This window comes from Pseudoalteromonas sp. ECSMB14103, assembly GCF_000813065.1.
In the GTDB taxonomy this organism is placed as follows: Bacteria; Pseudomonadota; Gammaproteobacteria; order Enterobacterales; family Alteromonadaceae; genus Pseudoalteromonas; species Pseudoalteromonas marina.
The window spans coordinates 36,460-59,576 of record NZ_JWGY01000016.1 but is presented as its reverse complement, the minus strand read 5'-3'; the positions used below and the strand labels follow the sequence as shown (position 1 = coordinate 59,576).

The 23,117-nt window shown below is 40.9% G+C and carries 24 protein-coding genes; 8 read left to right on the top strand and 16 right to left on the bottom strand.

Translation table 11 applies throughout. From position 1 onward, the window contains the following. The first annotated feature begins 351 nt into the window (after positions 1-351). Positions 352-888, top strand: a complete 537-nt coding sequence (locus RF53_RS18490; protein WP_006794012.1) for a gamma carbonic anhydrase family protein — start codon at positions 352-354, stop codon at positions 886-888. Here the strand turns inward: RF53_RS18490 and RF53_RS18485 are convergent. Both RF53_RS18485 and aroE read right to left on the bottom strand, forming a co-directional pair. Then, entirely contained in the window at positions 871-1,131 is a 261-nt protein-coding gene (locus RF53_RS18485; protein ID WP_006794011.1) for a DUF1488 domain-containing protein, read from the bottom strand. The two genes, RF53_RS18490 and RF53_RS18485, sit on opposite strands and share 18 nt — an antisense overlap. Continuing rightward, a complete protein-coding gene (aroE, locus tag RF53_RS18480; protein WP_039038515.1) occupies positions 1,128-1,952 on the bottom strand; it encodes a shikimate dehydrogenase in 825 nt (274 codons plus the stop codon). Before aroE ends, RF53_RS18485 begins: the two co-directional genes overlap by 4 nt. A 53-nt stretch (positions 1,953-2,005) precedes the next feature. On the opposite strand from aroE, the gene RF53_RS18475 reads away from it, so the two are divergent. Then, positions 2,006-2,443 carry a group II truncated hemoglobin gene (locus tag RF53_RS18475; protein WP_021032469.1) on the top strand — a complete coding sequence of 146 codons (438 nt, stop codon included), beginning with the start codon at positions 2,006-2,008 and terminating at the stop codon, positions 2,441-2,443. 41 nt (positions 2,444-2,484) lie between these two features. On the opposite strand, the gene hemF is transcribed toward RF53_RS18475, so the two are convergent. The 6 genes from hemF to RF53_RS18445 all read right to left on the bottom strand — a co-directional run bounded on the left by hemF (position 2,485) and on the right by RF53_RS18445 (position 7,432). After that, entirely contained in the window at positions 2,485-3,435 is a 951-nt protein-coding gene (gene hemF / locus RF53_RS18470) for an oxygen-dependent coproporphyrinogen oxidase (protein WP_039038514.1), read from the bottom strand. A 1-nt stretch (position 3,436) separates the two neighbouring features. Further along, positions 3,437-4,000, bottom strand: coding sequence for an L-threonylcarbamoyladenylate synthase (locus tag RF53_RS18465; RefSeq protein ID WP_006794007.1), 564 nt, complete (start codon positions 3,998-4,000; stop codon positions 3,437-3,439). 24 nt (positions 4,001-4,024) lie between these two features. Continuing rightward, the gene (locus RF53_RS18460; protein ID WP_010558124.1) at positions 4,025-4,594 is read right to left on the bottom strand and encodes a DNA topoisomerase family protein; all 570 of its coding nucleotides are present in this window, start codon (positions 4,592-4,594) and stop codon (positions 4,025-4,027) included. Positions 4,595-4,712: 118 nt separating this feature from the next. Further along, positions 4,713-5,186: a DUF494 family protein gene (locus RF53_RS18455; RefSeq protein ID WP_006794005.1), complete on the bottom strand. Its 474-nt coding sequence runs from the start codon at positions 5,184-5,186 to the stop codon at positions 4,713-4,715. Between the two features lies 1 nt (position 5,187). After that, positions 5,188-6,279: a DNA-processing protein DprA gene (dprA, locus tag RF53_RS18450; protein WP_039038513.1), complete on the bottom strand. Its 1,092-nt coding sequence runs from the start codon at positions 6,277-6,279 to the stop codon at positions 5,188-5,190. Between the two features lie 31 nt (positions 6,280-6,310). After that, positions 6,311-7,432 carry a LysM peptidoglycan-binding domain-containing protein gene (locus RF53_RS18445; RefSeq protein WP_039038512.1) on the bottom strand — a complete coding sequence of 374 codons (1,122 nt, stop codon included), beginning with the start codon at positions 7,430-7,432 and terminating at the stop codon, positions 6,311-6,313. A gap of 119 nt (positions 7,433-7,551) precedes the next feature. Here RF53_RS18445 and def point away from each other — a divergent pair, with 119 nt between their 5' ends. The 4 genes from def (at position 7,552) to trkA (ending at position 11,783) form a co-directional block, all read left to right on the top strand. After that, complete coding sequence (def, locus tag RF53_RS18440; protein ID WP_006794002.1) at positions 7,552-8,058, top strand: peptide deformylase; 507 nt, start codon at positions 7,552-7,554, stop codon at positions 8,056-8,058. A gap of 21 nt (positions 8,059-8,079) precedes the next feature. After that, positions 8,080-9,033, top strand: a complete 954-nt coding sequence (fmt, locus tag RF53_RS18435; protein WP_006794001.1) for a methionyl-tRNA formyltransferase — start codon at positions 8,080-8,082, stop codon at positions 9,031-9,033. Then, a complete protein-coding gene (rsmB, locus tag RF53_RS18430; RefSeq protein ID WP_010558121.1) occupies positions 9,026-10,321 on the top strand; it encodes a 16S rRNA (cytosine(967)-C(5))-methyltransferase RsmB in 1,296 nt (431 codons plus the stop codon). Before fmt ends, rsmB begins: the two co-directional genes overlap by 8 nt. 85 nt (positions 10,322-10,406) lie before the next feature. Beyond that, positions 10,407-11,783, top strand: coding sequence for a Trk system potassium transporter TrkA (trkA, locus tag RF53_RS18425; protein ID WP_006793999.1), 1,377 nt, complete (start codon positions 10,407-10,409; stop codon positions 11,781-11,783). A 67-nt stretch (positions 11,784-11,850) separates the two neighbouring features. Here the strand turns inward: trkA and RF53_RS18420 are convergent, their stop codons facing one another. The 8 genes from RF53_RS18420 to RF53_RS18385 all read right to left on the bottom strand — a co-directional run bounded on the left by RF53_RS18420 (position 11,851) and on the right by RF53_RS18385 (position 19,424). Beyond that, a complete protein-coding gene (locus tag RF53_RS18420) occupies positions 11,851-12,066 on the bottom strand; it encodes a calmodulin (protein ID WP_006793998.1) in 216 nt (71 codons plus the stop codon). Positions 12,067-12,146: 80 nt separating this feature from the next. Continuing rightward, positions 12,147-12,359 (bottom strand): calmodulin, encoded by a 213-nt coding sequence (locus RF53_RS18415; protein WP_006793997.1) that lies wholly within the window; start codon positions 12,357-12,359, stop codon positions 12,147-12,149. A gap of 143 nt (positions 12,360-12,502) precedes the next feature. Beyond that, positions 12,503-12,715, bottom strand: coding sequence for an EF-hand domain-containing protein (locus tag RF53_RS18410; RefSeq protein ID WP_006793996.1), 213 nt, complete (start codon positions 12,713-12,715; stop codon positions 12,503-12,505). Between the two features lie 464 nt (positions 12,716-13,179). Beyond that, positions 13,180-13,842 (bottom strand): flagellar brake domain-containing protein, encoded by a 663-nt coding sequence (locus tag RF53_RS18405; protein WP_039038511.1) that lies wholly within the window; start codon positions 13,840-13,842, stop codon positions 13,180-13,182. Between the two features lie 36 nt (positions 13,843-13,878). After that, a complete protein-coding gene (locus tag RF53_RS18400; RefSeq protein ID WP_008130797.1) occupies positions 13,879-15,330 on the bottom strand; it encodes a TrkH family potassium uptake protein in 1,452 nt (483 codons plus the stop codon). A gap of 96 nt (positions 15,331-15,426) precedes the next feature. Continuing rightward, positions 15,427-16,041: a YigZ family protein gene (locus tag RF53_RS18395; protein ID WP_039038510.1), complete on the bottom strand. Its 615-nt coding sequence runs from the start codon at positions 16,039-16,041 to the stop codon at positions 15,427-15,429. A gap of 57 nt (positions 16,042-16,098) precedes the next feature. Next, positions 16,099-17,421: a Xaa-Pro dipeptidase gene (gene pepQ / locus RF53_RS18390; protein WP_039038509.1), complete on the bottom strand. Its 1,323-nt coding sequence runs from the start codon at positions 17,419-17,421 to the stop codon at positions 16,099-16,101. Between the two features lie 116 nt (positions 17,422-17,537). Beyond that, positions 17,538-19,424 carry a transglycosylase SLT domain-containing protein gene (locus RF53_RS18385; RefSeq protein ID WP_039038508.1) on the bottom strand — a complete coding sequence of 629 codons (1,887 nt, stop codon included), beginning with the start codon at positions 19,422-19,424 and terminating at the stop codon, positions 17,538-17,540. Positions 19,425-19,616: 192 nt separating this feature from the next. Here RF53_RS18385 and fadB point away from each other — a divergent pair, with 192 nt between their 5' ends. Next, entirely contained in the window at positions 19,617-21,776 is a 2,160-nt protein-coding gene (fadB, locus tag RF53_RS18380; RefSeq protein WP_039038517.1) for a fatty acid oxidation complex subunit alpha FadB, read from the top strand. Between the two features lie 4 nt (positions 21,777-21,780). After that, positions 21,781-22,950, top strand: coding sequence for an acetyl-CoA C-acyltransferase FadA (fadA, locus tag RF53_RS18375; RefSeq protein ID WP_008130791.1), 1,170 nt, complete (start codon positions 21,781-21,783; stop codon positions 22,948-22,950). The last annotated feature ends 167 nt before the right edge of the window (positions 22,951-23,117 follow it).

Genomic DNA, 23,117 nt, shown 5'->3' with positions numbered 1-23,117 from the left:
CGACGTTGTCGCTAGGGATGCGTATAATACATCCTTTATTTTTCGAGTCAACACTTTGCTTTAAACTTTCTTACGATAATTTAAAACCGAAGTTTTACTTAACTCTCTGATTAACTCTTGCCTCGCTATGCGTTGGCGCCTGCCGTCTCAGTGGGGTCGCATTATAGGGAGAACAGATTTTTACGCAAGTACTTTTTCAAAGAAAAACTAAAATAAAACACTGTTCGGTCAGTATATGAGCGAAAGCCCTTAAAACTGATAGTTTTATAAACAATATAGGCTTTACTGGCGCTGAAATAAGCACTACTGCTACACTAATACACTTAATATGTTTAATTTAAAGGTGCATATATGGCAATACGTTCTTATAAAGGAATTACCCCTGCGTTTAATAAGTCTGTTTATATAGACGAGTCGTCTGTATTAGTCGGTGATATTACTATAGGCGATGATAGCAGTGTATGGCCTTTAGTTGCTGCTCGAGGCGATGTTAACCATATTCGTATTGGTGAGCGCTCTAATATTCAAGATGGCAGTGTATTACATTTATCGCGTGCAACTAAAAGTAATCCAGATGGTTACCCTCTTATAATAGGCGACGATGTAACGGTTGGTCACAAAGTGATGCTACATGGGTGCGTACTTGGTAACCGTATACTCGTGGGTATGGGTGCGATTGTCATGGATAATGTAATTGTAGAAGATGATGTTATTATTGGTGGGGGCTCGTTGGTACCACCAAATAAGCGACTGGAATCTGGCTATTTGTATGTAGGAAGTCCAGCAAAGCAAGCCCGTCCATTGACTGAGCAGGAGCTCGCTTTCTTAAAGATATCGGCAGATAACTATGTCCAATTAAAAGATGAATATCTAGCTGAAGCTAACTAATTCCACTTCAATTTGACCTGCCGAGTTATAACTTTCTTCTTCTATTAGTTGCTCGGCACGTTCTTCGTATTCAAAACGGTATTTTTCAAAATAATCTGTTGCGTGACTTTCATCCGTGAGTTTAAGCGTACTTATCGCAATAACACACTCCACCAGCATGCCACTCACTTGAGCAAAAAACACTAACTGGTGATCAGGCTCTCTAAACTCGAGTCTATCTATAAATTGTACAGCTTGGTTCATTTTAGTGAGCCTTGTTTAAGTGCTTTAACCACGGGAAGAATTTCTGGCATTTTGTTATGCCAAACATAATAAGCTTGTGCTGCCTGCCCTACCAACATACCACTACCATCTAAAAGCTTAGTATTGTTATTATGCTCTGCAACCCAGTTCATAAAAATAGTGTTTGTCAGTGAATAAAACATATCGTATGCAACATCACAGCATGTTAAGTGCTTTTTAGCTAAGGCTGGTAATTCGTTATTCATGCTGCTAGATGTTGAGTTTACAATTAGTGAGTAATTACTTGCTGGTAAACCATCGAACCCATAGCCTGAAACTTTTCCGTATTCAGCAAATAGCTGAGCTAAGTCTTTTGCTTTTTGAGCGGTACGATTAACAATAATAATTTCTGCGGGTTTTTGTTCAAGCAATGGTAATATTACCCCCCTTGCAGCACCACCAGCACCAATTATTAAAATACGCTTATTTGTAATCACAACTTTGTTAGCAAGGAGGTCATTTACAAAACCAACACCGTCGGTGTTATCTCCTAATAATGTTCCATCGTTTCTTTTTTTAAGTGTATTAACTGCACCGACTATTTTAGCAAGCGGTGTAAGTTCATCAGCCATTGCAAACGCCTGCTCTTTAAATGGCATGGTAACGTTCGCACCTTTTCCACCTTGCTCAAAAAATGTCGATACTGTTTTTTCAAAGCTGTCGATAGGTGCTAATATTGCGCGATAGTCGATTTGCTCACCTAGCGAGATAGCAAATTGTTTATGTATCGCGGGGGATTTTGAATGTTTAATTGGATTTCCAAAAACCGCATATTTGTCCATTTTAAAACAACCTCTTTGCAGCTAAGTGCTGCCTATAATCGATGATAAATAATATGATTAAACGACTTTTTTCTAAATCTAAGCCTAAGAAAGTAGATCAAACACCTACACCTGAAAAAACGCCTTACGAAATCATTGGCGGAGAGAAAGGTGCACGCGCTATTTCTGAACGATTCTACGACATTATGGCCTCAGATGAATACGCTAAACCGTTATATGATATGCATCCTCAACCATTAGATAGAATTCGCCAAGTCTTTTTCGAGTTTTTATCTGGTTGGTTAGGTGGGCCTTCACTATTTGAGCAAAATCATGGGCAGCCCATGTTACGTAAACGCCATATGCCATTTTTAATTGACCAGAACTTACGGGATCAATGGATGTATTGTATGAACAAAACTCTTGATATTGAAATTGACAACCCACTACTTCGAGAAGGGCTTAAAAATTCATTTGCTCAGCTAGCAAGCCACATGATTAACCAACATTAATCACAAACAATAAAAAGACGCGAAAGCGTCTTTTTTATTGTTTATATTTGCCACTCTCGGGCTATTAGCTCTTCAGGTTTACTTGAAAGCCAAGCTTGTGGTCGCAAGTAATACTGATATAAGTTTGCCTCAAGGCTGTTTTCAGCTGGTGTAAAGTTATACTCCCAGCGCGCTAGTGGTGGCATCGACATTAAAATAGACTCTGTTCGCCCGCCACTTTGCAATCCAAATAATGTGCCTCTATCCCACACTAAGTTAAACTCAACGTAACGACCACGGCGGTAGAGCTGAAAGTCACGTTGCTGTTCAGTGTACTCATCGTTTTTGCGACGTTCAATAATCGGAATATAGGCATCTAAAAAGCCATTGCCGACTGACTGCATAAATGCAAAGCTTTGCTCAAAGCCTGGTTCATTTAAATCATCGAAAAATAAACCACCCACCCCACGTGTTTCATCACGATGTTTAAGGTAAAAGTACTCATCGCACCATGTTTTGTATTTTGAATAAACATCACTACCAAACGGCACACATATATCGTGTGCAACTTGATGCCAATGCTGTACGTCTTCAAATACCGGGTAAAAAGGGGTTAAATCAAAACCTCCACCAAACCACCATATTGGCTCTTCGCCCTCTTTTTCGGCTATAAAAAAGCGTACGTTGGCATGACTTGTTGGTACGTGCGGGTTTTTGGGATGAATAACAAGTGAAACCCCACAAGCATGAAAACTACGCCCTGCAAGCTCTGGCCTATGGGCGGTTGCAGAACCTGGCATGGATGCGCCAAATACATGAGAGTAATTTACGCCCCCCTGCTCAATTACGTTACCATCAGTAGTTACTCGAGTACGGCCACCACCGCCTTCAGCTCTTTGCCAGCTATCTTCGACAAATTTAGCACTGCCATCTGCAGCTTCTAGCCCTTGGCAAATGGTATCTTGCAAAGCCATAAAGTAGGCTTTTACTTGTTCTAATAATTCGCTTTGCATATTACCCTCTAAATACTTTACCGGTCATGGCATCTTTTATTGTGCTGGGTTGTGTGTTTCCACCTAATGGCTCGTCAACATAAAAGCCAACTTGATCAGCAAATTGCTCCTTTGCTTGCTCAATGCTTATTACTGTTTCTTGGCCTGTTAAATTTGCACTGGTTGATACCAGTGGCTTTCCAAACTCTTGGCATAAGCGCTTGACTGTTGGGTGATTTGTTACCCTAACCGCAATAGTATCAAACTGCCCTGTTAACCATTTTGGTGTGCTTTTTGCCGCTGGCATAACCCACGTAATAGCAGCAGGCCAACTAGAAAATATGTCTGCACGTTTGTCCATAGGTACTTTAGCATCATCAACATACTTTAATAATTGCCCATAATTATCAGCAATTAAAATAAGGCCCTTTTCAACTGGTCGCTGCTTAATTGCCAATAATTTTTCAACAGCATGCTGATTATCGGGGTCACATCCTAAGCCGAACACAGCCTCTGTTGGATAAACAATAACTTCACCTTCATTTAAACATGTAAGTGCTGAAGGCGTATTTGAAAGTTCTGACAAGATAGTCTCCAAAAATGTTAAACGTTATTGAGTAAGCTTATGCATGCAACTTTTTTGCGGGCATTGCAGTAGTGTACCATTTGCCATGTGTCTTTCTATGACGATGGGCCAATCACATTTTGGGCATGGCTGCTCTACAGGTTTATTATTAAGCGTGTATTTACAGCTAGGGTAGCTGTCGCATGAATAAAATACTTTACCAAACTTATTACTGCGAGCAACTAAGTGGCCTTTTTTGCATTTTGGGCATGCTGGTAACGTAGCCTCTTGTTCCTTTTGCTCGTTGTCGTTTGCAATATAATGGCAATCAGGGTACCCCGTACAACCAATAAACATACCGTAACGGCCATTTTTAACCACCAGCGGTTTGCTGCATTGAGGGCAAGAGGAATCTTCAAGTACTTTTATTTCGTTACTTTCGTGTTGTACTAATGGCCTAATAAAGTCACATTGAGGGTAACTTGCACACCCCAAAAAAGGGCCTGACTTACTGTTGCGGATCACTAACTCTGAACCACACTGTGGGCATACTTCGTATTCTTTTTCTAAGGCGTGCTTATTCGCCGAGAAAAGCGAATGGTCGATTTTACTCATAGTGTTCCTAAGAGGTAAGTGAATTTTCGCCTAATATACCCAAACCACTTAAAGATACAAGCTATGCTATGCGCTTCATCTCTAGTAATTTGGGTTATATAAATAAATTCATAAGGTATTAATGCAATAACTCGGTGGGCTCATCAAAAATTAAGTCTTCCATTTGCTCATATGCTTCTTCAGAGCCGGGGACATTAAATAACACCATAAGCACTATCCACTTTAAATCATCTAAGCTAATCGCTGGCTTATCAAGTGCTGCAAGCTTATCCATAACCATTTCACGGGTAATACTGTTAATAACCCCAATTTGCTCAACAAACATTAAAAAACCACGGCACTCGACGTTTAACATATTGCATTCGCTTTCTGTAAATATACGAATAGCGCGCCCTGGGTTAGCGATTAAATAAGGAGATTCATCGCTGTGTTGTAAATCGGCTAACTGCTCTAGCCAATTTAAGGCTTTAAATATTTCTGGTTTATTAAAGCCTGCACGAACTAACTCGTCGGTTAATTCATTTTGCTCAGCAAAAATGTCAGCTTCGCTATGAATGTAATTTTCAAATAGATACATAAGAATATCGAACATGCTACCTTCCTACGCTAAGCCTAATATAACCATCTAAAATGCGTTCAATTTGATCGTCTAACTCTAAATCAAGCAACCTTGCCAGTACTTTATCTATTGGCCATTGAACACGGCGTACAATATCGTCAACAGTTGTTACCTCAAACCCAATACTGTTTAAAACTTCACAATCACTACTTTGCTGAAGCGTCTCTTCTTTACTATATAGACCGCTTTGATAAGAAAAGCTCACTTCATCTAAAATATCTGTCAAATTTTCAACAAGTTTAGCACCTTGCTTAATTAAAAAGTGGCTGGCTTGTGCAAGCGGGTTTTTAATAGAGCCTGGTACTGCAAACACCTCTTTATTTTGTTCAAGCGCATAACGCACAGTAATTAATGAGCCGCTTTTAATTTCAGCTTCAACAATTAATACACCTAAAGATAAGCCCGAAATAATCCTATTTCGACGAGGGAAATTATGTGCGTTAGCGGCGGTTCCGGGTAAAAACTCACTAATTAATAAACCACTATTGAGTACTTGTTCTGTTAATAGTTTATGGCGTTTAGGGTAGTAAATATCAACACCCGTGCCTAATACCGCGATAGTTTTACCACTCCCTGCTAAAGCACCTTTATGTGCTGCGCCATCTATTCCTCTAGCCATGCCCGATGTCACAGTAATACCAGCCTTTGTTAATTCGTAGGCAAACTCGGAGGCTATTTCAAGCCCTGTTGGGGTGGCGTTACGGCTACCAACAATGGCTATTTGTGAGCTAGAAAGTAAAGACACATCACCCTTACAAAATAGTAATAAAGGTGCGCTAGCTATGTGTTTTAGTGAATCTGGGTAACGTGTATCAAAAAAACAAATAACTTCAATATTATGCTCTGCAACAAGCCGCTCATAATGCTGTACTTTTTGCCAATCTGTATTGAGTAAATTACTGGCCTGATTAGCCGTTAACCCTAACTCGTGTAATTTAGCGTGGGGTAAGTCAAACAATGACTCAAGTGGGTGGTGTTTAGATAGGGCTAATAAGGTTTTTGTGCCTAATCCCTTACACATATAAAAGGCAAGCCAGTGAGCTAACTTGCCTGATGACTGATCCATGCTCTCTCCTAGAGCACCGACTCGCTACTTCTTAATGAATAACTGCAATATCTCCAACGCGAATTGGGTGCTGGTTTTTTGTTATTAATGCATAACTTACTTTGTCATACACTTTGAATACGATTAACTCGCCTACTTTTTCTTTAGGCATTTTCCATGTTGTATTATCTTCGTCAGCTTTATTACTAAACAACTGACTTGCATCAGATAACAGTTTTTCAAATTTACTTGAATCCTCTGGGTAACGAGGACCACGAGGGCCATCAATAACCGTAGGTGACTCACGCTCTAAATCTAAAACATGACCTGGTTCAATATTTTGCTCGCTGCCTAAGTTTAGCACTACAACATCCATCGTGCTGAATTCTCTTACTTGGCGAGGAGACGCTATAACTTGCCCTTCTACTGGCTCTAGTGGGCGGTGAATATCAAAATAGGCTGGCAGCAACTGCCCCTCCATTGCTGGCATTAAAAAATCACCTTGTTTAATTTCTCGTTTTACTGACTCAACACGTAATGACGACGGCACACCATTACTTTCATCGCCACTCCTAAACGCTCGCGCCATGCCAACGTACGATGCACGCGTTGCTAATACTTCGCTTGTGTTTAAATCTCTGTAGGGTTCACCCTCGTTGTAAATCGCATAAGCACCATGTACTTTTAAGTCACCTTTAACGTATAAAATATGGCCTAACGTTTGTGTTTTTGTGTTTTCGTTAGCACCTAACACATACGGCATATTTTTTATATCGTCGCTGTTAATCGCTTGCTCGTAACTTAAATAAGGTTTAATCATTTGCAAAGGTAAAGTGGTAATTGCATTCAACCCTTTTGGGGTAATACGTCCTTGAGGTGACAGCTTTCGGTACGCTTTATTAATAACTAAACGTGGATTTCCGTCAGCATCGTATATAAGTGCCAACGCATCACCCGGATAAATTAGGTGAGGGTTATCGATTTGCGGGTTCATTTGCCATAGTTCTGGCCACAACCATGGCTCATCTAAATAAATGCCAGATATATCCCACAACGTATCACCTTTTTTTACAACATACTGTTTTGGTGCATCTTTTTTTATTTTTAGCACATCAGCAATCGCCCCAAAAGAGGTGCTTAGTGCCAGTATGATTGCAACTAACGGAAATTTCATTGAGCTTCCTTGTATTGTTTTTTCATTATTATTGCCCAAAACCTGTTAAAGGTGAACGTGAATGGCTAAAATAAGAGCATACAATACCCTAAATTAAGCACAAGTGAAAAAGGTAACTAATGGCTAGGTTAGAAGTTTTAAGATTTCCAGATGAGCGTTTACGTACAATAGCAAAAGATGTTGCAGACGTTGACGACCAAGTTCGCCAAATTGTAAAAGACATGCTCGAAACCATGTACGACGAAAATGGCATTGGTTTAGCAGCAACACAAGTAAATATCCACCAGCGTATTGTGGTTATTGATGTCTCTGAAGAGCGTGACGAACCACTGGTATTAATTAACCCGCAAATCATTAAAAAAGATGGGTCAACGATTAGCGAAGAAGGCTGTTTGTCAGTGCCTAACTCGTACGCAAAAGTAGACCGAGCAGAAACAGTGACTGTGGCTGCACTAAACGAAAACGGTGAAGAATTTGTGTTAGACGCAGATGAGCTATTAGCTATTTGTATTCAACACGAACTAGACCACCTTCAAGGCAAGCTATTTATTGATTACTTATCTCCATTAAAGCGCCAACGTATTCGTAAAAAGCTTGAAAAAGAAGCTAAGTTTGCAGCACAGTAATCAGTACCTTAGGAAAACTCAGTGATCCAACCATTACGCATAATATTTGCCGGTACGCCGGATTTTGCCGCACGCCATTTACAAGCGCTAATAAATAGCGAACATGAAATTGTGGGCGTATATAGTCAACCAGATCGCCCAGCAGGTCGTGGTAAAAAATTAAAAGCGAGCGAAGTTAAAGCGCTAGCACTTGAAAATGACTTGCCTGTTTTTCAGCCTCAGTCATTAAAAAATGATGAGGCACTTGCAGAGCTCACCGCTTTAAACGCCGACATAATGATTGTGGTGGCCTATGGCTTAATTTTACCCAAAGCTATTTTAAATGCGCCACGCTTAGGCTGCTTAAACGTGCATGGTTCTATACTACCTCGCTGGCGTGGTGCTGCGCCTATTCAACGTGCAATTTGGGCGGGTGACGAGGAAACAGGCGTAACCATAATGCAAATGGATGAAGGCTTAGATACCGGCGACATGCTGCATATTAGCCGCTGCCCTATTAGTGACACAGAAACCAGTGCCAGTTTATATAACAAACTAGCAGAGTTAGGTCCTAGTGCATTAATCGACACCGTTAATAAGTTAGCTAATGACGACATTACCCCTGAGCCTCAAAATGATGAGCTAGCTAACTACGCTAAAAAACTCTCTAAAGAAGAAGCAAATATAGATTGGTCTATGAGCGCCGTGCAAATAGAACGTAATATTCGCTCTTTTAATCCTTGGCCAGTGTGTTTTACCCAAATGGGCGAACAAACCGTAAAAATATACCAAGCGAAAGTAGTTGATCAATCAGGTAAGCCAGGCGAAATTTTAACAAGTGATAAAAACGGTGTTGTGGTTGCCTGTGGTGAACACGCTTTAAGTATTACTCAGTTACAACCGCAGGGTAAAAAACCAATGGCAATTAGCGACTTTTTAAATGGTCGCAGTGACTGGGTTAGCCCTGGCACACTATTAGGCGAAAATAATGAATAAAGTACAAAACGTACGAGCGCTAGCCGCTGAGACTTTATATAACGTGGTTGATAAAGGCGCTTCGCTTAATCAAGAACTACCATTTGCAAGCCAAGGTTTACCACCAAAAGACAAAGCACTGTTACAGCAAATTTGTTATGGCGTATTACGCTACTTACCTAGCCTTGAAAACTACTGCCAACATTTAGTAGAAAGCCCACTAAAAGGTAAACGCAGAATTTTTCAGTTTTTACTCTACGTAGGTATTTATCAATTGCAGCACATGCGCGTTCCACCGCATGCAGCAATAAGCGAGACCGTAAATGCACTGGGTCAAATGCGTGCACTAGGGTTAAAAGGGTTAATAAATGCTATTTTACGTAGCTTTCAACGCCAGCAAGCAGAGCTTGAAGAAAAAGCAAAGCTTATTCCAGTGTGTTTATACAACCACCCCAATTGGTTTATTAAACAGGTAAAAGAAGCCTACCCAGAAAACTGGGAAGCCATACTTGAAGAAAACCAGCAACAAGCGCCAATGTGGTTACGTGTAAATCAATCACAATTTAGCACGCAAGAATACAGTGATATGCTAACGGCTAACGATATAGAACATACATTAAACCCAAACTTTATAGACGGGATTAAACTAGCCAAGCCGCGTGATGTTTTTTCACTTCCTGAGTTTGATACGGGTGCTTGTTCAGTGCAAGATGCAGCAGCGCAATTAGCTGCTCGCTTTTTAGAGCCAAAAGATGATGACGTTATTTTAGATGCCTGTGCAGCACCCGGCGGTAAAACATGCCATATATTAGAGCTTGCCGACGCCGACGTACTTGCACTTGATAGCGATGCCACTCGCCTTGAACGCGTAAAGCAAAACTTAACCCGTATAGGTTTAGGTGCCGACCTACAATGTGGTGATGCATCACAACCGCACACATGGTGGGACGATGAACAGTTCGACCGTATTTTATTAGACGTGCCTTGTTCAGCAACCGGCGTTATTCGTCGCCACCCTGATATAAAATGGCTACGCCGTGCATCCGACATTGAAGACTTAGCCGCACTACAAGGCGATATACTCAATAGCATTTGGCCTCTACTCAAGCCTGGTGGTACATTGGTATATGCAACATGTTCGGTTCTTCCAAAAGAAAACCAACAACAAGTTGCTAAATTTTTAGCTAATAACGATGACGTAGAGCATATTCCACTTCATGATAAAGACACCCTCACCACACCGGGTTTGCAGCTACTTCCGGGTGAAAGTGATGGTTTTTATTACGCTAAAATGGTTAAAAAAGCCTAGTTAAACAAGGCTTAATAACGCGTACAACAAGCCATTTTTAAATTTAAAAATGGCTTTTTATTACTACTTAATACACTGGTAAATAATGAAAATAATCATACTCGGTGCTGGACAGGTTGGCGCCACGCTAGCTGAAAACTTAGTAGGCGAACAAAACGAAATTACCGTAGTAGATATTGACGGTAACCGTATACGCGAACTGCAAGATAAATACGACCTTCAAGGTGTAATGGGCCACAGTGCTCACCCTGATGTTTTGCGCCGCGCCGGCGCAGACGATGCCGATATGATTATTGCGGTAACCAGCTCAGATGAAGTAAACATGGTGGCGTGCCAAGTGGCGTATAGTATTTTTAATACGCCCACTAAAATTGCCCGAATTCGCTCTGAGCAGTATTTAAAATACCGTGAAAAACTTTTCCAAAACGATGATTTACCAATCGACCATTACATCGCCCCAGAAGCGTTAGTTACTAAGTATATACGCCGCTTAATTGACTACCCTGGCGCATTGCAAGTATTGCAGTTTGCCGATGGTATGCTCTCGCTAGTTGCAGTAAAAGCCTATTACGGTGGTTTATTAGTAGGCTATGCCCTATCTGCATTAAAAGAGCATATACCCAATGTAGAAACTCGCGTTGCAGCTATTTACCGTCAAGGCAAAGCCATTAAACCGCTCGGTACAACCGTTATTGAAGCCGACGATGAAGTGTTCTTCATCGCAGCAACCAAACATATACGCGCCGTAATGAACGAACTGCAGAAGCTTGAGCGTTCATACAAAAAAATAATGATTGCCGGTGGCGGTAACATTGGTGCAGGCCTTGCTCGCTCTCTTGAAAAAAATCACACCGTTAAGCTAATAGAGCGCAGTAAAGAACGTGCTGAACAGCTTTCAGAAATGCTCGACAACACGGTAGTATTTTGTGGCGACGCCTCCGATCAAGAACTTCTTTCTGAAGAACATATCGAACAAGTGGATGTGTTTATTGCCGTTACCAACGACGATGAAGCCAATATTATGTCGGCCATGCTTGCCAAACGCATGGGCGCGCAAAAAACCATGGTGCTTATTCAACGTGGTGCGTATGTAGACCTAGTTCAAGGTGGCGAAATAGACATTGCCATATCGCCGCAACAGGCAACAATTTCTGCATTGTTAACCCATGTACGTCGAGGTGATATTGTTAACGTGTATTCATTGCGTAAAGGGGCTGCAGAGGCTATTGAAGCAGTTGCTCATGGCGATGAAAACACCTCCAAAGTAGTTGGCCGTGCAATTGCCGATATAAAACTACCCGCTGGAACAACTATTGGGGCCATTGTGCGTAACGACGATGTACTTATTGCCCATGACGACACCATTATTATGTCGGGCGATCACGTGATTATGTTTTTAATTGATAAAAAACATATCAACGTAGTAGAAAAGCTCTTCCAAGTAAGTGCTATATTTTTATAACGCATCAAACACAAAAAAGCCGCTGAACATGGCGGCTTTAGTGGAGTATGATTGGGTCTTATCAATGCTACTGTACTTTGGCAAATTCTTCTTTAGAAAGCTCACCATTTCCATCTGTGTCTAAATCTTTAAAAATTTTCACTAGTTGTGAGTTTACTTGAGCTTCTTCCATGCTTATAACACCGTCACTGTTGCTATCAAACGATGCAAAATCTACCGCTGCATAAGCTGCTGAAGAAGATGCTAAAACTAAAACCGCAAGTGTTGTATTTAATGTTTTCATAGTGATGTTCCTAGTAAAATGAGAAATCCTTTTCTAAGATCCCTGTCTGTGAAAAATAGCTAAACCAATACCGGTTAACTTTAAAATTTTGCAAACTCGTCTTTAGACAGCTCACCGTTACCATCTGTATCTAGCTCTGTAAACTCAGCCATTAAATCGGTGTCTATTGCCGCTTCACTTGGGCTAATTGCTCCACTGCTGTCGGTATCTAAACTGTCAAAATCTGATGCTGCAAACGCAGCTGAAGAAGACGCTAATGCAATAAGTGCTAGTGCTTTATTTAAATGTTTCATAACTTAATCCTTCATGCTTAATGTTCTATCAAAAAATGGGCTTATTACCTTTTAAAATGGTTTCACTTCCTTGTTATCCTTTTTCGTAAGCTCCTTTGCCTACTTAGGTTGTCTTTGGCAACTCAGGACTCCATTTACTGAATTTAGGCTTTTGAAAACTCTTCTTTTGATAACTCACCATTTTGGTCTGTATCGAGCTCTGAGAACATGCTCATTAATTTTGCATCAACTGATGCTTCGGCTTGGCTAATTGCACCATTACCGTCTACATCGAGTGTATTAAAGTCAGAGCCTGCAAAAGCGGCTGACGAAGAAGCGAGTGCGATAAGTGCTAATGTTTTATTAATGCGTTTCATAGTATGTATCCTTCAAGTTGTATGTGAGTGATTGGTACTTACTGTTAATCACGTTTTTCGATTAGTACAACCAGACTATTACAACTTAAATGCCAATATTTATTAGTTTATATTTTTCAGTGCCTTACGTGTTAAATACTGAACAAAGTGCAAATTTAAGCATTATTTTTGTAGCTATTTAGCAACGCTGGTTTAATTAAAAAATATAAGTTATTAAAAATCAGATATTTAGGTTTAATGTAAAAAACCACAAAGCGAAGTTATTTAAATGATCAAGGTGTAATTAGGTATTGAGCAGGAAGTTTTAAACTGAACAAGGTGTAAAAATAAAATAAAATATAAAAAATTTGAATGCTATATCTCTGTTTTTATTTAATAAAAAATAATAATTTAGAGGTTGGTAATTTATTTTCGTTCATAAAGTAAAAAGTCGCTATTTTGTTGCAAAATAGCGACATTAAAACCTAATCGGCATCGAGTTCTATCATAGCGGGGTCAATAAAGTGCTCTTTCATAAAAGCTTTCATCTCTTCTTTACTGGCTAATAACTTAATACCGCAACGCACGCCTGCATTATGATCTTTCACGCTGCACACTTCGCCTTCAAAGCCTTTGCTATTACTACCTAATACCACAGTGCATTGTGAGTCTTTGATGCTTTCTAGATCTGCGTCAGTTTTTACATCAAACATAGCCCCCGTTAGCGAAATATCTTTTATAACACCATCGAGTACCTTGTCATCACTGAGTTTAAGTTTTGCAGGCAATAGAGTTGGAATACGGGTTTGCGAACGTAAACTAAATAGCTGAACTTGCTTGGGGTAGTTTATAAAAATCAGCCTAACGGGGTGTGATGCAATAGATTTAATTTGCTGTCTAAACGCAATTATTTGTCCATCGTCACCCTCTATTAATGCTCTTACAACTACGGTGACGCCATCTCGTAAGTAATCATTTGCACCCGGTAAACGTTTGGCTGTAGGGAAGTTTAAAATAATAAACTTTTCGTCAAGCAAGCCTACCATTTCTGTTTTCACGCGCTTACTGCTAGTGGGTGTTAATATTTCTAAGTCAACTAAACTGCCAACCGGTATATTATTTAATTTATCTGCATGCGTTGCTGGCATATCCATTCCATAAACATAGTAGTAAAACGTTGTGTTTTATCCGCGCCAAAACGTAGGCGTAAATAACACAAGCAAAGTAAAAATTTCTAGTCGGCCAAATACCATTGCAATAGTCAGCAACCATTTAGCGCCGTCGGTTATTGCACCATAATGCGAGGCAACATCACCCAACCCAGGGCCTAAGTTATTTAAACACGCTGCCGTGGCCGAAAACGCCGTAATATTATCCATTCCCGTGCCCATAAGCGCCAGCATAATAATAATAAATACTAAGGCATAGGCAGAGAAGAACCCCCACACAGCTTCTACAACCTTATCGGGCAATGCTTTACGGCCAAGTTTGATTGAATAAATAGCACGAGGGTGCACTAAGCGGTTTAGCTCACGTACGCCTTGCAGGTAAAGTAAAAACACGCGCACCACCTTCATACCGCCCCCGGTAGACCCTGCACAGCCACCAATAAAGCTCGAAAATATTAATAAAATAGGTAAAAACAGCGGCCACGTTGAAAAGTTATCGGTAGCAAAACCTGCCGTTGTACTCATTGATACCGCTTGAAATAGTGCTTGGTCAAGGGTTTCATCACCATTGGCGTATATCTCGTTCGACGACAACACAGTAAAACAAATAACCACCAGCGCCAATTGAATGCATAAAAATACTTTAAACTCGGGGTCGCGAATGTAGACCTGCACGTTCCGGCTTGCCACCGCAGCGTAGTGCAAGGAGAAGTTAATAGCGGCAATGATTAAAAAGAATACACAAATAAAGTTAATAACCGGGCTGTCGAAATGGCCCATAGAAGCATCATAAGTCGAAAACCCACCAATGGCGACGGTAGAAAACGCATGACAAATGGCATCAAACCAGTCCATTCCCGCCGCCCAATACGCCAACATACAGGCAATGGTTAACGACACATAAATATACCAAAGGTGCTTTGCGGTATCGGCTATGCGAGGGGTCATTTTTGAGTCTTTTACTGGGCCGGGGATTTCAGCACGATACAACTGCATTCCACCAACACCTAGCATGGGCAGTATTGCAACAGCTAATACAATGATCCCCATACCGCCAAACCACTGTAATTGCTGGCGATAAAACAGCACTGACTTAGGTAAATATTCAATCCCCGTCAGCACCGTAGCGCCTGTGGTTGTTAAACCCGAAAAGGCTTCAAACACCGCATCAGCAAGGGATAAATTAGGTTCTTGTAAAAAGATAAGAGGTAAGGATGCGAATGCCCCCAGTACCAACCAAAACAAAACCACAATTAAAAAGCCTTCACGCGCTTTTAAATCCCCGTTTTCATGTCGGTTTGGGTAATACGCTATTAAGCCAATAATAATACTGAAAATAAACGCTAAAACAAAAGGAACACCACCACCATCTTTATAAATTAAAGACACCACAGCAGGTGGCACCATGGTAATACTAAACAGCGCAACAAGTTGCCCAAGAATTTTTATGATGGTACGAAATTGCATTTAGCTAATCGCTTTTATTATTAGTAAATTCAGGCTCAACTGCATTAGCCTGGTTAAATAGAATGAATATGCATTGTATGCAACTTGTGTAGGTTATTACTCTTTAATAGTTAACTCAACTGCGCCGTGACTTAAATCAAAAATATCTTTAATTGCTTGCTGTGCTTGGCGGCTATCAATGGTGATCACCCAATCAATATTAGCAGTAAATTGCTTTTCAATGTTGAGCACTTGGTAGTGCGTTTTAAGTAGCTGCTCAATTGCGCCTTGCATACTGTATTCACTGCTGCCAATTAGCTCAACACTTGGAACTTTAAGTACGGTGTCTAATTTGGCTAATGCATTATTTAACGACCCGCCATAAGCTCGCACTAACCCGCCAGTTCCAAGTTTAATTCCTCCAAAATACCGGGTTACCACGGCAGTAACTTCACCAAGTCCCGATCCCACCAGCACATTTAACATTGGTTTACCGGCCGTACCATTGGGTTCACCATCATCTGAAAAACCATACACGTGGCTACCACCGGGGTTACCTGCCACATGGGCCCAACAATTATGCCGAGCATCGCTGTATTTATCTTCAATACTTTTAATAAAAGCTTTAGCTGCGGCTAAATCGGGAGTATGTGCAATATGCACAATAAACGTGCTTTTTTTAACTTCTTCTTGGTGAAACACAGCGTCGGCTGGGTATTTATATTCTGACATATTTTACTTAACCAAAAAAATGGGGCCATTAGGCCCCTTCTCTTGCTAACTTATCACTTAATCTAAGTGTAAGTCGCGCGTCATATTTTCTAAACTATCATCGTGCACAATAATGTTATCTTCAATACGAATACCGCCATAAGGTTTAAACGCTTCAACCTTATCCCAGTTGATGTATTGCTTGTTGTCGGTTTGCGCTAAATCACCTAACAACGAATCAATGAAGTACAAACCAGGTTCAATAGTAAACACCTGATTTTTCTCTATCATACGTGTACAACGTAAAAATGGGTGCCCTTCTGGAGATGCTTGATGAGTACCTTTGTCGTCACTCATAAAGCCGCCCACATCGTGTACTTGTAAACCAAGGTGATGCCCTAAACCATGCGGAAAGAAAGTAGAGGTAATTTTACGCTCTACAATATCTGCAGCCGGTAAGTTAACTATATTAAAGTCGCTAAGAATTTGCGCTATGCGGTTATGACACTCAACATGTAAGTCGCCGTAAAGCATACCTGGCTTTAATCCTTTGCCTAATTCGATTTGCGTCGTCGTCATTGTATTAACTAGCTCAGCAAATTCACCCTGCTTTTTGAAGTCATAAGTACGCGTTATATCTGCGGCGTAGCCGTTAAAGTTTGCGCCAGCATCAATTAAAAATGAGTTATGCGTTTGCGGTGCGTTTGGCTCAAAATGAGTGTAATGCAAAATAGCGCAGTTTTCGTTAAGCGCCACTATATTGCCATACGGCATTTCGTTTTCGCTTTGGCGTGTAGCCATAAGGTACGCTTGTTGAATATCAAACTCACTACCACCATTAAAAAAAGTGTCGCGTGCAGCTTTATGGCCATCAACCGCTATGCGGTTAGCATTACGTAAACACTCAAGTTCATACTGCGTTTTGTATGCTCTATTAAAGTGTAAATAGTTAAGCACCGGCTCTGGGTTCATTATGCTAAAGCCAAGTGCTTGAGCTACTTCTATGTATTCGCCCATGTAAGCGTACTTTGCTTTGTCATAAGGAAGTAGCTTTTCAACCTGATCGGGTTGTAACAATAGTTCTATATCAAAATACTCAGCCCAAAAATCACGTGGTTCGTCAGGTACTTTATGCCAAAAATCAACAGGACGATAAAAAATAAGCTTAGGTTTGTCGCTACCATTAACAACAATCCAGCAATGTGGATTATCAATAACAGGTAACCAAGCTTTAAAGTGAGGATTAACTTTAAACGGGTAATACATGTCGTCTAAAAATTGGCGCTTTGCTTGGCCAGAGTGAATAACTAATCCTTCTAACCCTTCGCTTTCGCAAATTGTACGAGTACGCTGCTGCAGTGTTGCAATATGTTCGGCGTATAAAACGGCTAATTTATCCATTGTTAATCCATCTGTTAAATTTAACTTGCTTTGAGTCTACCACTTATAGCTATTACGCTCAAAAAAGGGGGATGGCCCACTGTAAGCACAATCCCCCTTATTTAAACTTATGTTTACTAACCGCCTATTTTCATTTCCAGTATGGGAGCCAGTAAATTACCCTCTCGGCCCATACGAGTATGATATACCTGCCTGTAAGCAAATACATTTTTGACATAATCGCGTGTTTCTCTATACGGAATAAGCTCTATCCATAACTCTGCTGGCATTGCATCATCAGGCACCCAACGTTTTATACGATGGTAGCCTGCGTTATAAGATGCTGTAGCGAGTATTTCGTTACCATGGTTTTTCTTTTTCAAGTAACGTAAATAACTGGTACCTAACCTAATATTTGTTTTAGGTTGATATAATCGACTATTAGACACACTGCCTTTATTTACATACTTAGCGGTACTTGGCAGCAATTGCATTAAACCTCGTGCATTAGCACTTGATCGCGCGTCAGGAGCAAATGAGCTTTCACGCCTTGCAATAGCAATACTCCAAGCTACATCTATTTTATTACGCTTGCTATAGCGCTCAAATATGTCTTGAAAAGCAAATGGAAAACGTTGTTCAACATTATCCCAGGCTTTTATTTTAGCGAGTGTGAATATCGTGCTGTCGTGCCACCCCAAATTAGTAGATAAAACAGAGGCTGCAAGCTTTTCTTCTTCATTTGAAGTGTTTGTTAAGTAATTCCATTCACGTCTCGCTGAAGTAACACGCTCTAACTCATATAATGCTTTTGAACGTTTAAAACCAGGGGCATTACTCACCTTTGCAATTAATTGCTCACTCACCACTTTTGGTTGATTATTTAGATCAACCGGCAAACCTAAACGCGCAGCGGCTAAAAAACCGTAGTAGTCTCGGTTAGTCGCAATACTTTGCCACATTTTTTTAGCTGTTTGATCGTCACCGCGTTCTGCATAACTATACGCAAGCCAATATTGCTGACCTAAACTAAGATTCTCTTTGCCTGTAAAAAACGCAGCAATACCTGCCCAATCTTGGGTTTTAAGCATGTTACCAAGCTGCCATTGCATTAATTTGTTGTCTTGGCGCTCTTTTGGCACTTTGTTTAACCAAAAACTGGCTTGCTTATGTCCGCTAGAAGCAAGTGATAAAGCAAAGGTGTAGTATAAATCTGCCTTTTCTTTATCGCTGTAGTTAAACATACGCTCTATTTTTTCCCATGCGCGCAGCGCTAGTTCTTTGTCGCGCCAAATTAGACGCTTAACACCATAAAGTGCAATTTCACCCTCTTTAGGGGATTTATTTTTATAGCGATATAACCCCGCCGCAGCGCTTGGGTCGCGGCGAACTTTTAAATATAAGTCAGCAAGGTAACGCTCATTTTTTGGTAAAAGTGTTTTTAAATAAGGTAGTAGGCTTTGCGTTCCGCCTTGCGCGGCAAGTGTAATTCGTTGCCATACAGTATCGGCATTCATATAGCCTTTTTTGCGCCAGTACGAGAATAACGAATCGCACTCCTTAGGTTGTGACTTTCCCACCGTCCATAAATCCGTCACCTGATTTAAAATGGCTTTTTCTGGGGCGCCTAAATCTAATTGATACCCCAAATATGTACAGGTGTATTCAGCGTTACTGGTGTCGCGGTAATTACGAATAAACGCCGCTTTTCTATTATTTTTTTCAAGATACTCCAGCCATACTTTACGAACGGGCCATTCAAGTGGCGTATGCTGATATATATTTAAGTAATCTTCTATTTCTGCTTGATATTTTATGCTCGGGTTTCGTTGCCAGTATGTTTTTTCTACATACGGTTTTAGTGGGTGGTTTAGGTTATTAACTACGTTTTTAAACTCGCGGTAACTTGCGTTGCGTACTTTTTTTTCAGCATCTAAAAATGCGTCGTTATCGATGCTAGCCTCGGCAGAATAAAGAGGAAAAATAAAAGCAGCTGCCGCAAAACTAAATAATTGTTTTTTCATAATGTCCTTTAATAAAAAATTAAAGTAGTGAATAAAAGCTTTTTCACCACCTTAGCACCAAACCAGCTATATTTTAACCAGTCGTTTGTAACCGAGTTAAATTTTTCGTTGCATTTTTTACTCAAAGCAAGCACACTGATTGAAATGCAAACTCATCGTACCAGTCTTAGTTCGTCAACTAGGGAGAATAAAATGTTATATAAAAGCGATTCCTTTGAAGTTAGCTTCCTAAAGGAAAACATCGCCGAGTTTAAGTTTTGTGTTGCAGGTTCTGTAAACACATTATCTCAAAAAACTCTTTCAGATTGTGCAGCAGCATTAAAAGAATTAGCTGCTAATTCTGATATCAAAGGCATGGTTTTTACCAGTGATAAAGACCACTTTATTATTGGCGCCGACATCTTCGAATTTTTACCTACATTTACTAAACCTGAAGAAGATTTAGTCGTGTGGATCAAAAACGCAACTGACGTTTTTGATGCAATTGAAGATCTTCCATTCCCAACTCTAAGCGTTGTAAACGGCTTAGCACTTGGCGGCGGATGTGAGTGGGCACTTGCTACCGATTATCGTGTTGCAAGCGAAAGCGCTAAAATGGGCCTACCAGAAGTTAAACTTGGCATAATGCCTGGTTTTGGTGGCACAGTGCGCTTACCACGTATCATTGGCGCAGATAACGCCATGATGTGGATCACTTCTGGCGCTGAAAACCGCGCAGCTGACGCCCTTAAAGTAGGTGCGTTTGACGCAGTAGTTAGTGCTGACAAACTTTTAGAGTCAAGTGTAGCAACGCTTGAGTTAGCGATTGCAGGCAAGCTAGATTGGCAAGCAAAACGCAACGCAAAACTACAGCCACTTAAATTAAACCGTGTTGAGCAAGGTATGAGCTTTGCTATGGCAGAAGGTATGGTAATGGGTAAAACCAAAGGCCACTATCCTGCTCCGGTTATGGCAGTGCGTACTATTAAAGTAGCGGCAAACTGTACTCGCGATGAAGCAATGGCAATCGAAAATGCTAACTTTGCTAAACTTGCGCGTACCAACGAAGCTGCAGCGCAAACGGGCATTTTCTTAAATGACCAATTCATCAAAGGTAAAGCACGCAAACTTGCTAAGCACAGCGATGTAGAAATTAAACAAGCTGCAGTATTAGGCGCGGGTATTATGGGCGGCGGTATTGCATATCAGTCTGCTTATAAAGGCACACCAATCATAATGAAAGACATCCAACAAGATGCGCTTGATTTAGGTATGGGTGAAGCGTCTAAATTATTAGGTGCAAAAGTTAAGCGTGGCCACATGCCAATGGAAAAAATGTTGGCAACACTAAGCAAAATTAAGCCAACACTTAACGATGCAGACCTACAAGACGCTAACATTATTGTTGAAGCCGTTGTAGAAAACCCTAAAGTTAAGCAAGCAGTATTAGCAGACCTTGAAAAGAACATGCCAGAAGGCACTGTACTTACATCAAATACGTCGACTATCTGTATTGACCTACTTGCTGAAGCACTTGATAAACCAGAAAACTTCTGTGGTATGCACTTTTTCAACCCAGTGCCAAAAATGCCATTAGTAGAAATTATCCGTGGTGCAAAAACGTCAGACAAAACAATTAACGCAGTCGTTGATTACGCCCTTAAACTTGGCAAGTCTCCTATTGTTGTAAACGATTGCCCAGGCTTTTTTGTAAACCGTGTTTTATTCCCTTACTTTGCAGGCTTTAGCAAATTAGTTGTTGAAGGCGCTAACTTTGCAAAAGTAGATAAAGTAATGGAAAACGTATTTGGCTGGCCTATGGGTCCGGCTTACCTACTTGATGTTGTAGGTATTGATACGGCTTATCATTGTACTGGCGTAATGGCTAACGGTTTCCCTGAGCGTATGGCACGTGCAGAAAAAGATCCGGTAACTGTTTTTGCTAACGAAAAACGTTTTGGTCAAAAGAACAAAGCAGGTTTTTACAAGTACGAAACAGACCGTCGTGGTCGTCTTAAAAAATCAAGCGATGCAACAGCCGTTGAGCTACTAGCGCCAATTACTGATGCACCGAAAGAATTCGATAAGCAAGAAATCATTGACCGTTGTATGATTCCAATGATCAACGAAGTACTTCTTTGTTTACAAGAAGGCATTGTTGCTTCTCCACAAGAAGCTGATATGGCACTTGTTTACGGCGTTGGTTTCCCTCCATTTAGAGGCGGCGCGTTCCGTTACTTAGATCAAACTGGTTTAGCTAACTTTGTTGCAGCAGCAGACAAATACGCTCACCTAGGTGCGATTTACCAAGTATCAGAGCAAACTCGCAAATGGGCTGAAGAAGGCCGTGTTTTCTATAAGGTGGAAGGTTAATATCATGAATAATCCAGTAATTGTAGATTGTATCCGCACACCAATGGGTCGCTCAAAAGGCGGCGTATTTAAAAACAAGCGTGCGGAAGACTTAAGCGCTCATTTAATGAAGGGCTTACTAGAACGCAACCCAGCGGTTGATCCAGCATCAATCGACGACATTTATTGGGGTTGTGTACAGCAAACATTAGAGCAAGGCTTTAACGTTGCACGTAACGCATCACTACTTGCGGGTATTCCACACTCAGTACCAGCAACCACAGTTAACCGTTTATGTGGCTCGTCAATGCAAGCATTGCACGACGCAGCACGCGCCATTATGACAGGCGCAGGCGACACTTACCTAATTGGTGGTGTTGAGCACATGGGCCACGTTCCTATGACTCACGGTAACGACTTTCACCCAGGCTTAGCAACTTCAATTGCACAAGCGTCTGGCTCTATGGGTTTAACAGCAGAATACCTTGCTACTATTCACGGCATCAGCCGTCAGCAGCAAGATGAATTTGCTTATCGCTCACATCAACGTGCACATGCTGCAACAGTTGAAGGCCGTTTCCGCCGCGAAATTTTAGCAATGGAAGGTCACGCAGCAGATGGTTCTTTAATTTTAGTTGAAGATGATGAAGTAATTCGTCCTGAAACAACAGTTGAAGGTTTATCTCAGCTTCGCCCAGTATTTAACCCAGCTTCGGGTTCTGTTACAGCGGGTACGTCTTCAGCACTTTCTGACGGCGCATCAGCCATGTTAGTAATGAGCGAAGAAAAAGCAAAAGAGCTAGGTTTACCAATTCGTGCGCGCATTAAAGCAATGGCGGTTGCCGGTTGCGATCCATCAATCATGGGTTACGGCCCAGTACCAGCAAGTAAAAAAGCACTTGCCCAAGCTGGTATCACTATTGATGACATCGACGTAGCTGAGCTTAATGAAGCCTTTGCTGCGCAATCACTACCAGTACTTAAAGACTTAGGTTTAGCTGATGTGGTTGACGAAAAAGTTAACTTGAATGGCGGCGCTATCGCACTGGGTCACCCTCTGGGTTGTTCTGGTTCGCGTATTAGCACCTCGCTAATTCACTTAATGGAAGACAAAAATGCTAAGTACGGTTTAGCGACAATGTGTATTGGTTTAGGCCAAGGTATCGCAACTGTATTTGAGCGTGTTCAAGACTAATACTCTTAACACGTAAACCATCTTGGTGAGTAAAAAGGCGCACTGACGAAAGTTAGTTCGCCTTTTTTATTTGCCAAATTTTAAGGCGCTATACTAACGCAATTTAGATTTGTGTTGTTGTGATCGGGTTTATAATTTAGCGTTGATATAAATAAACTGAAGTTTAA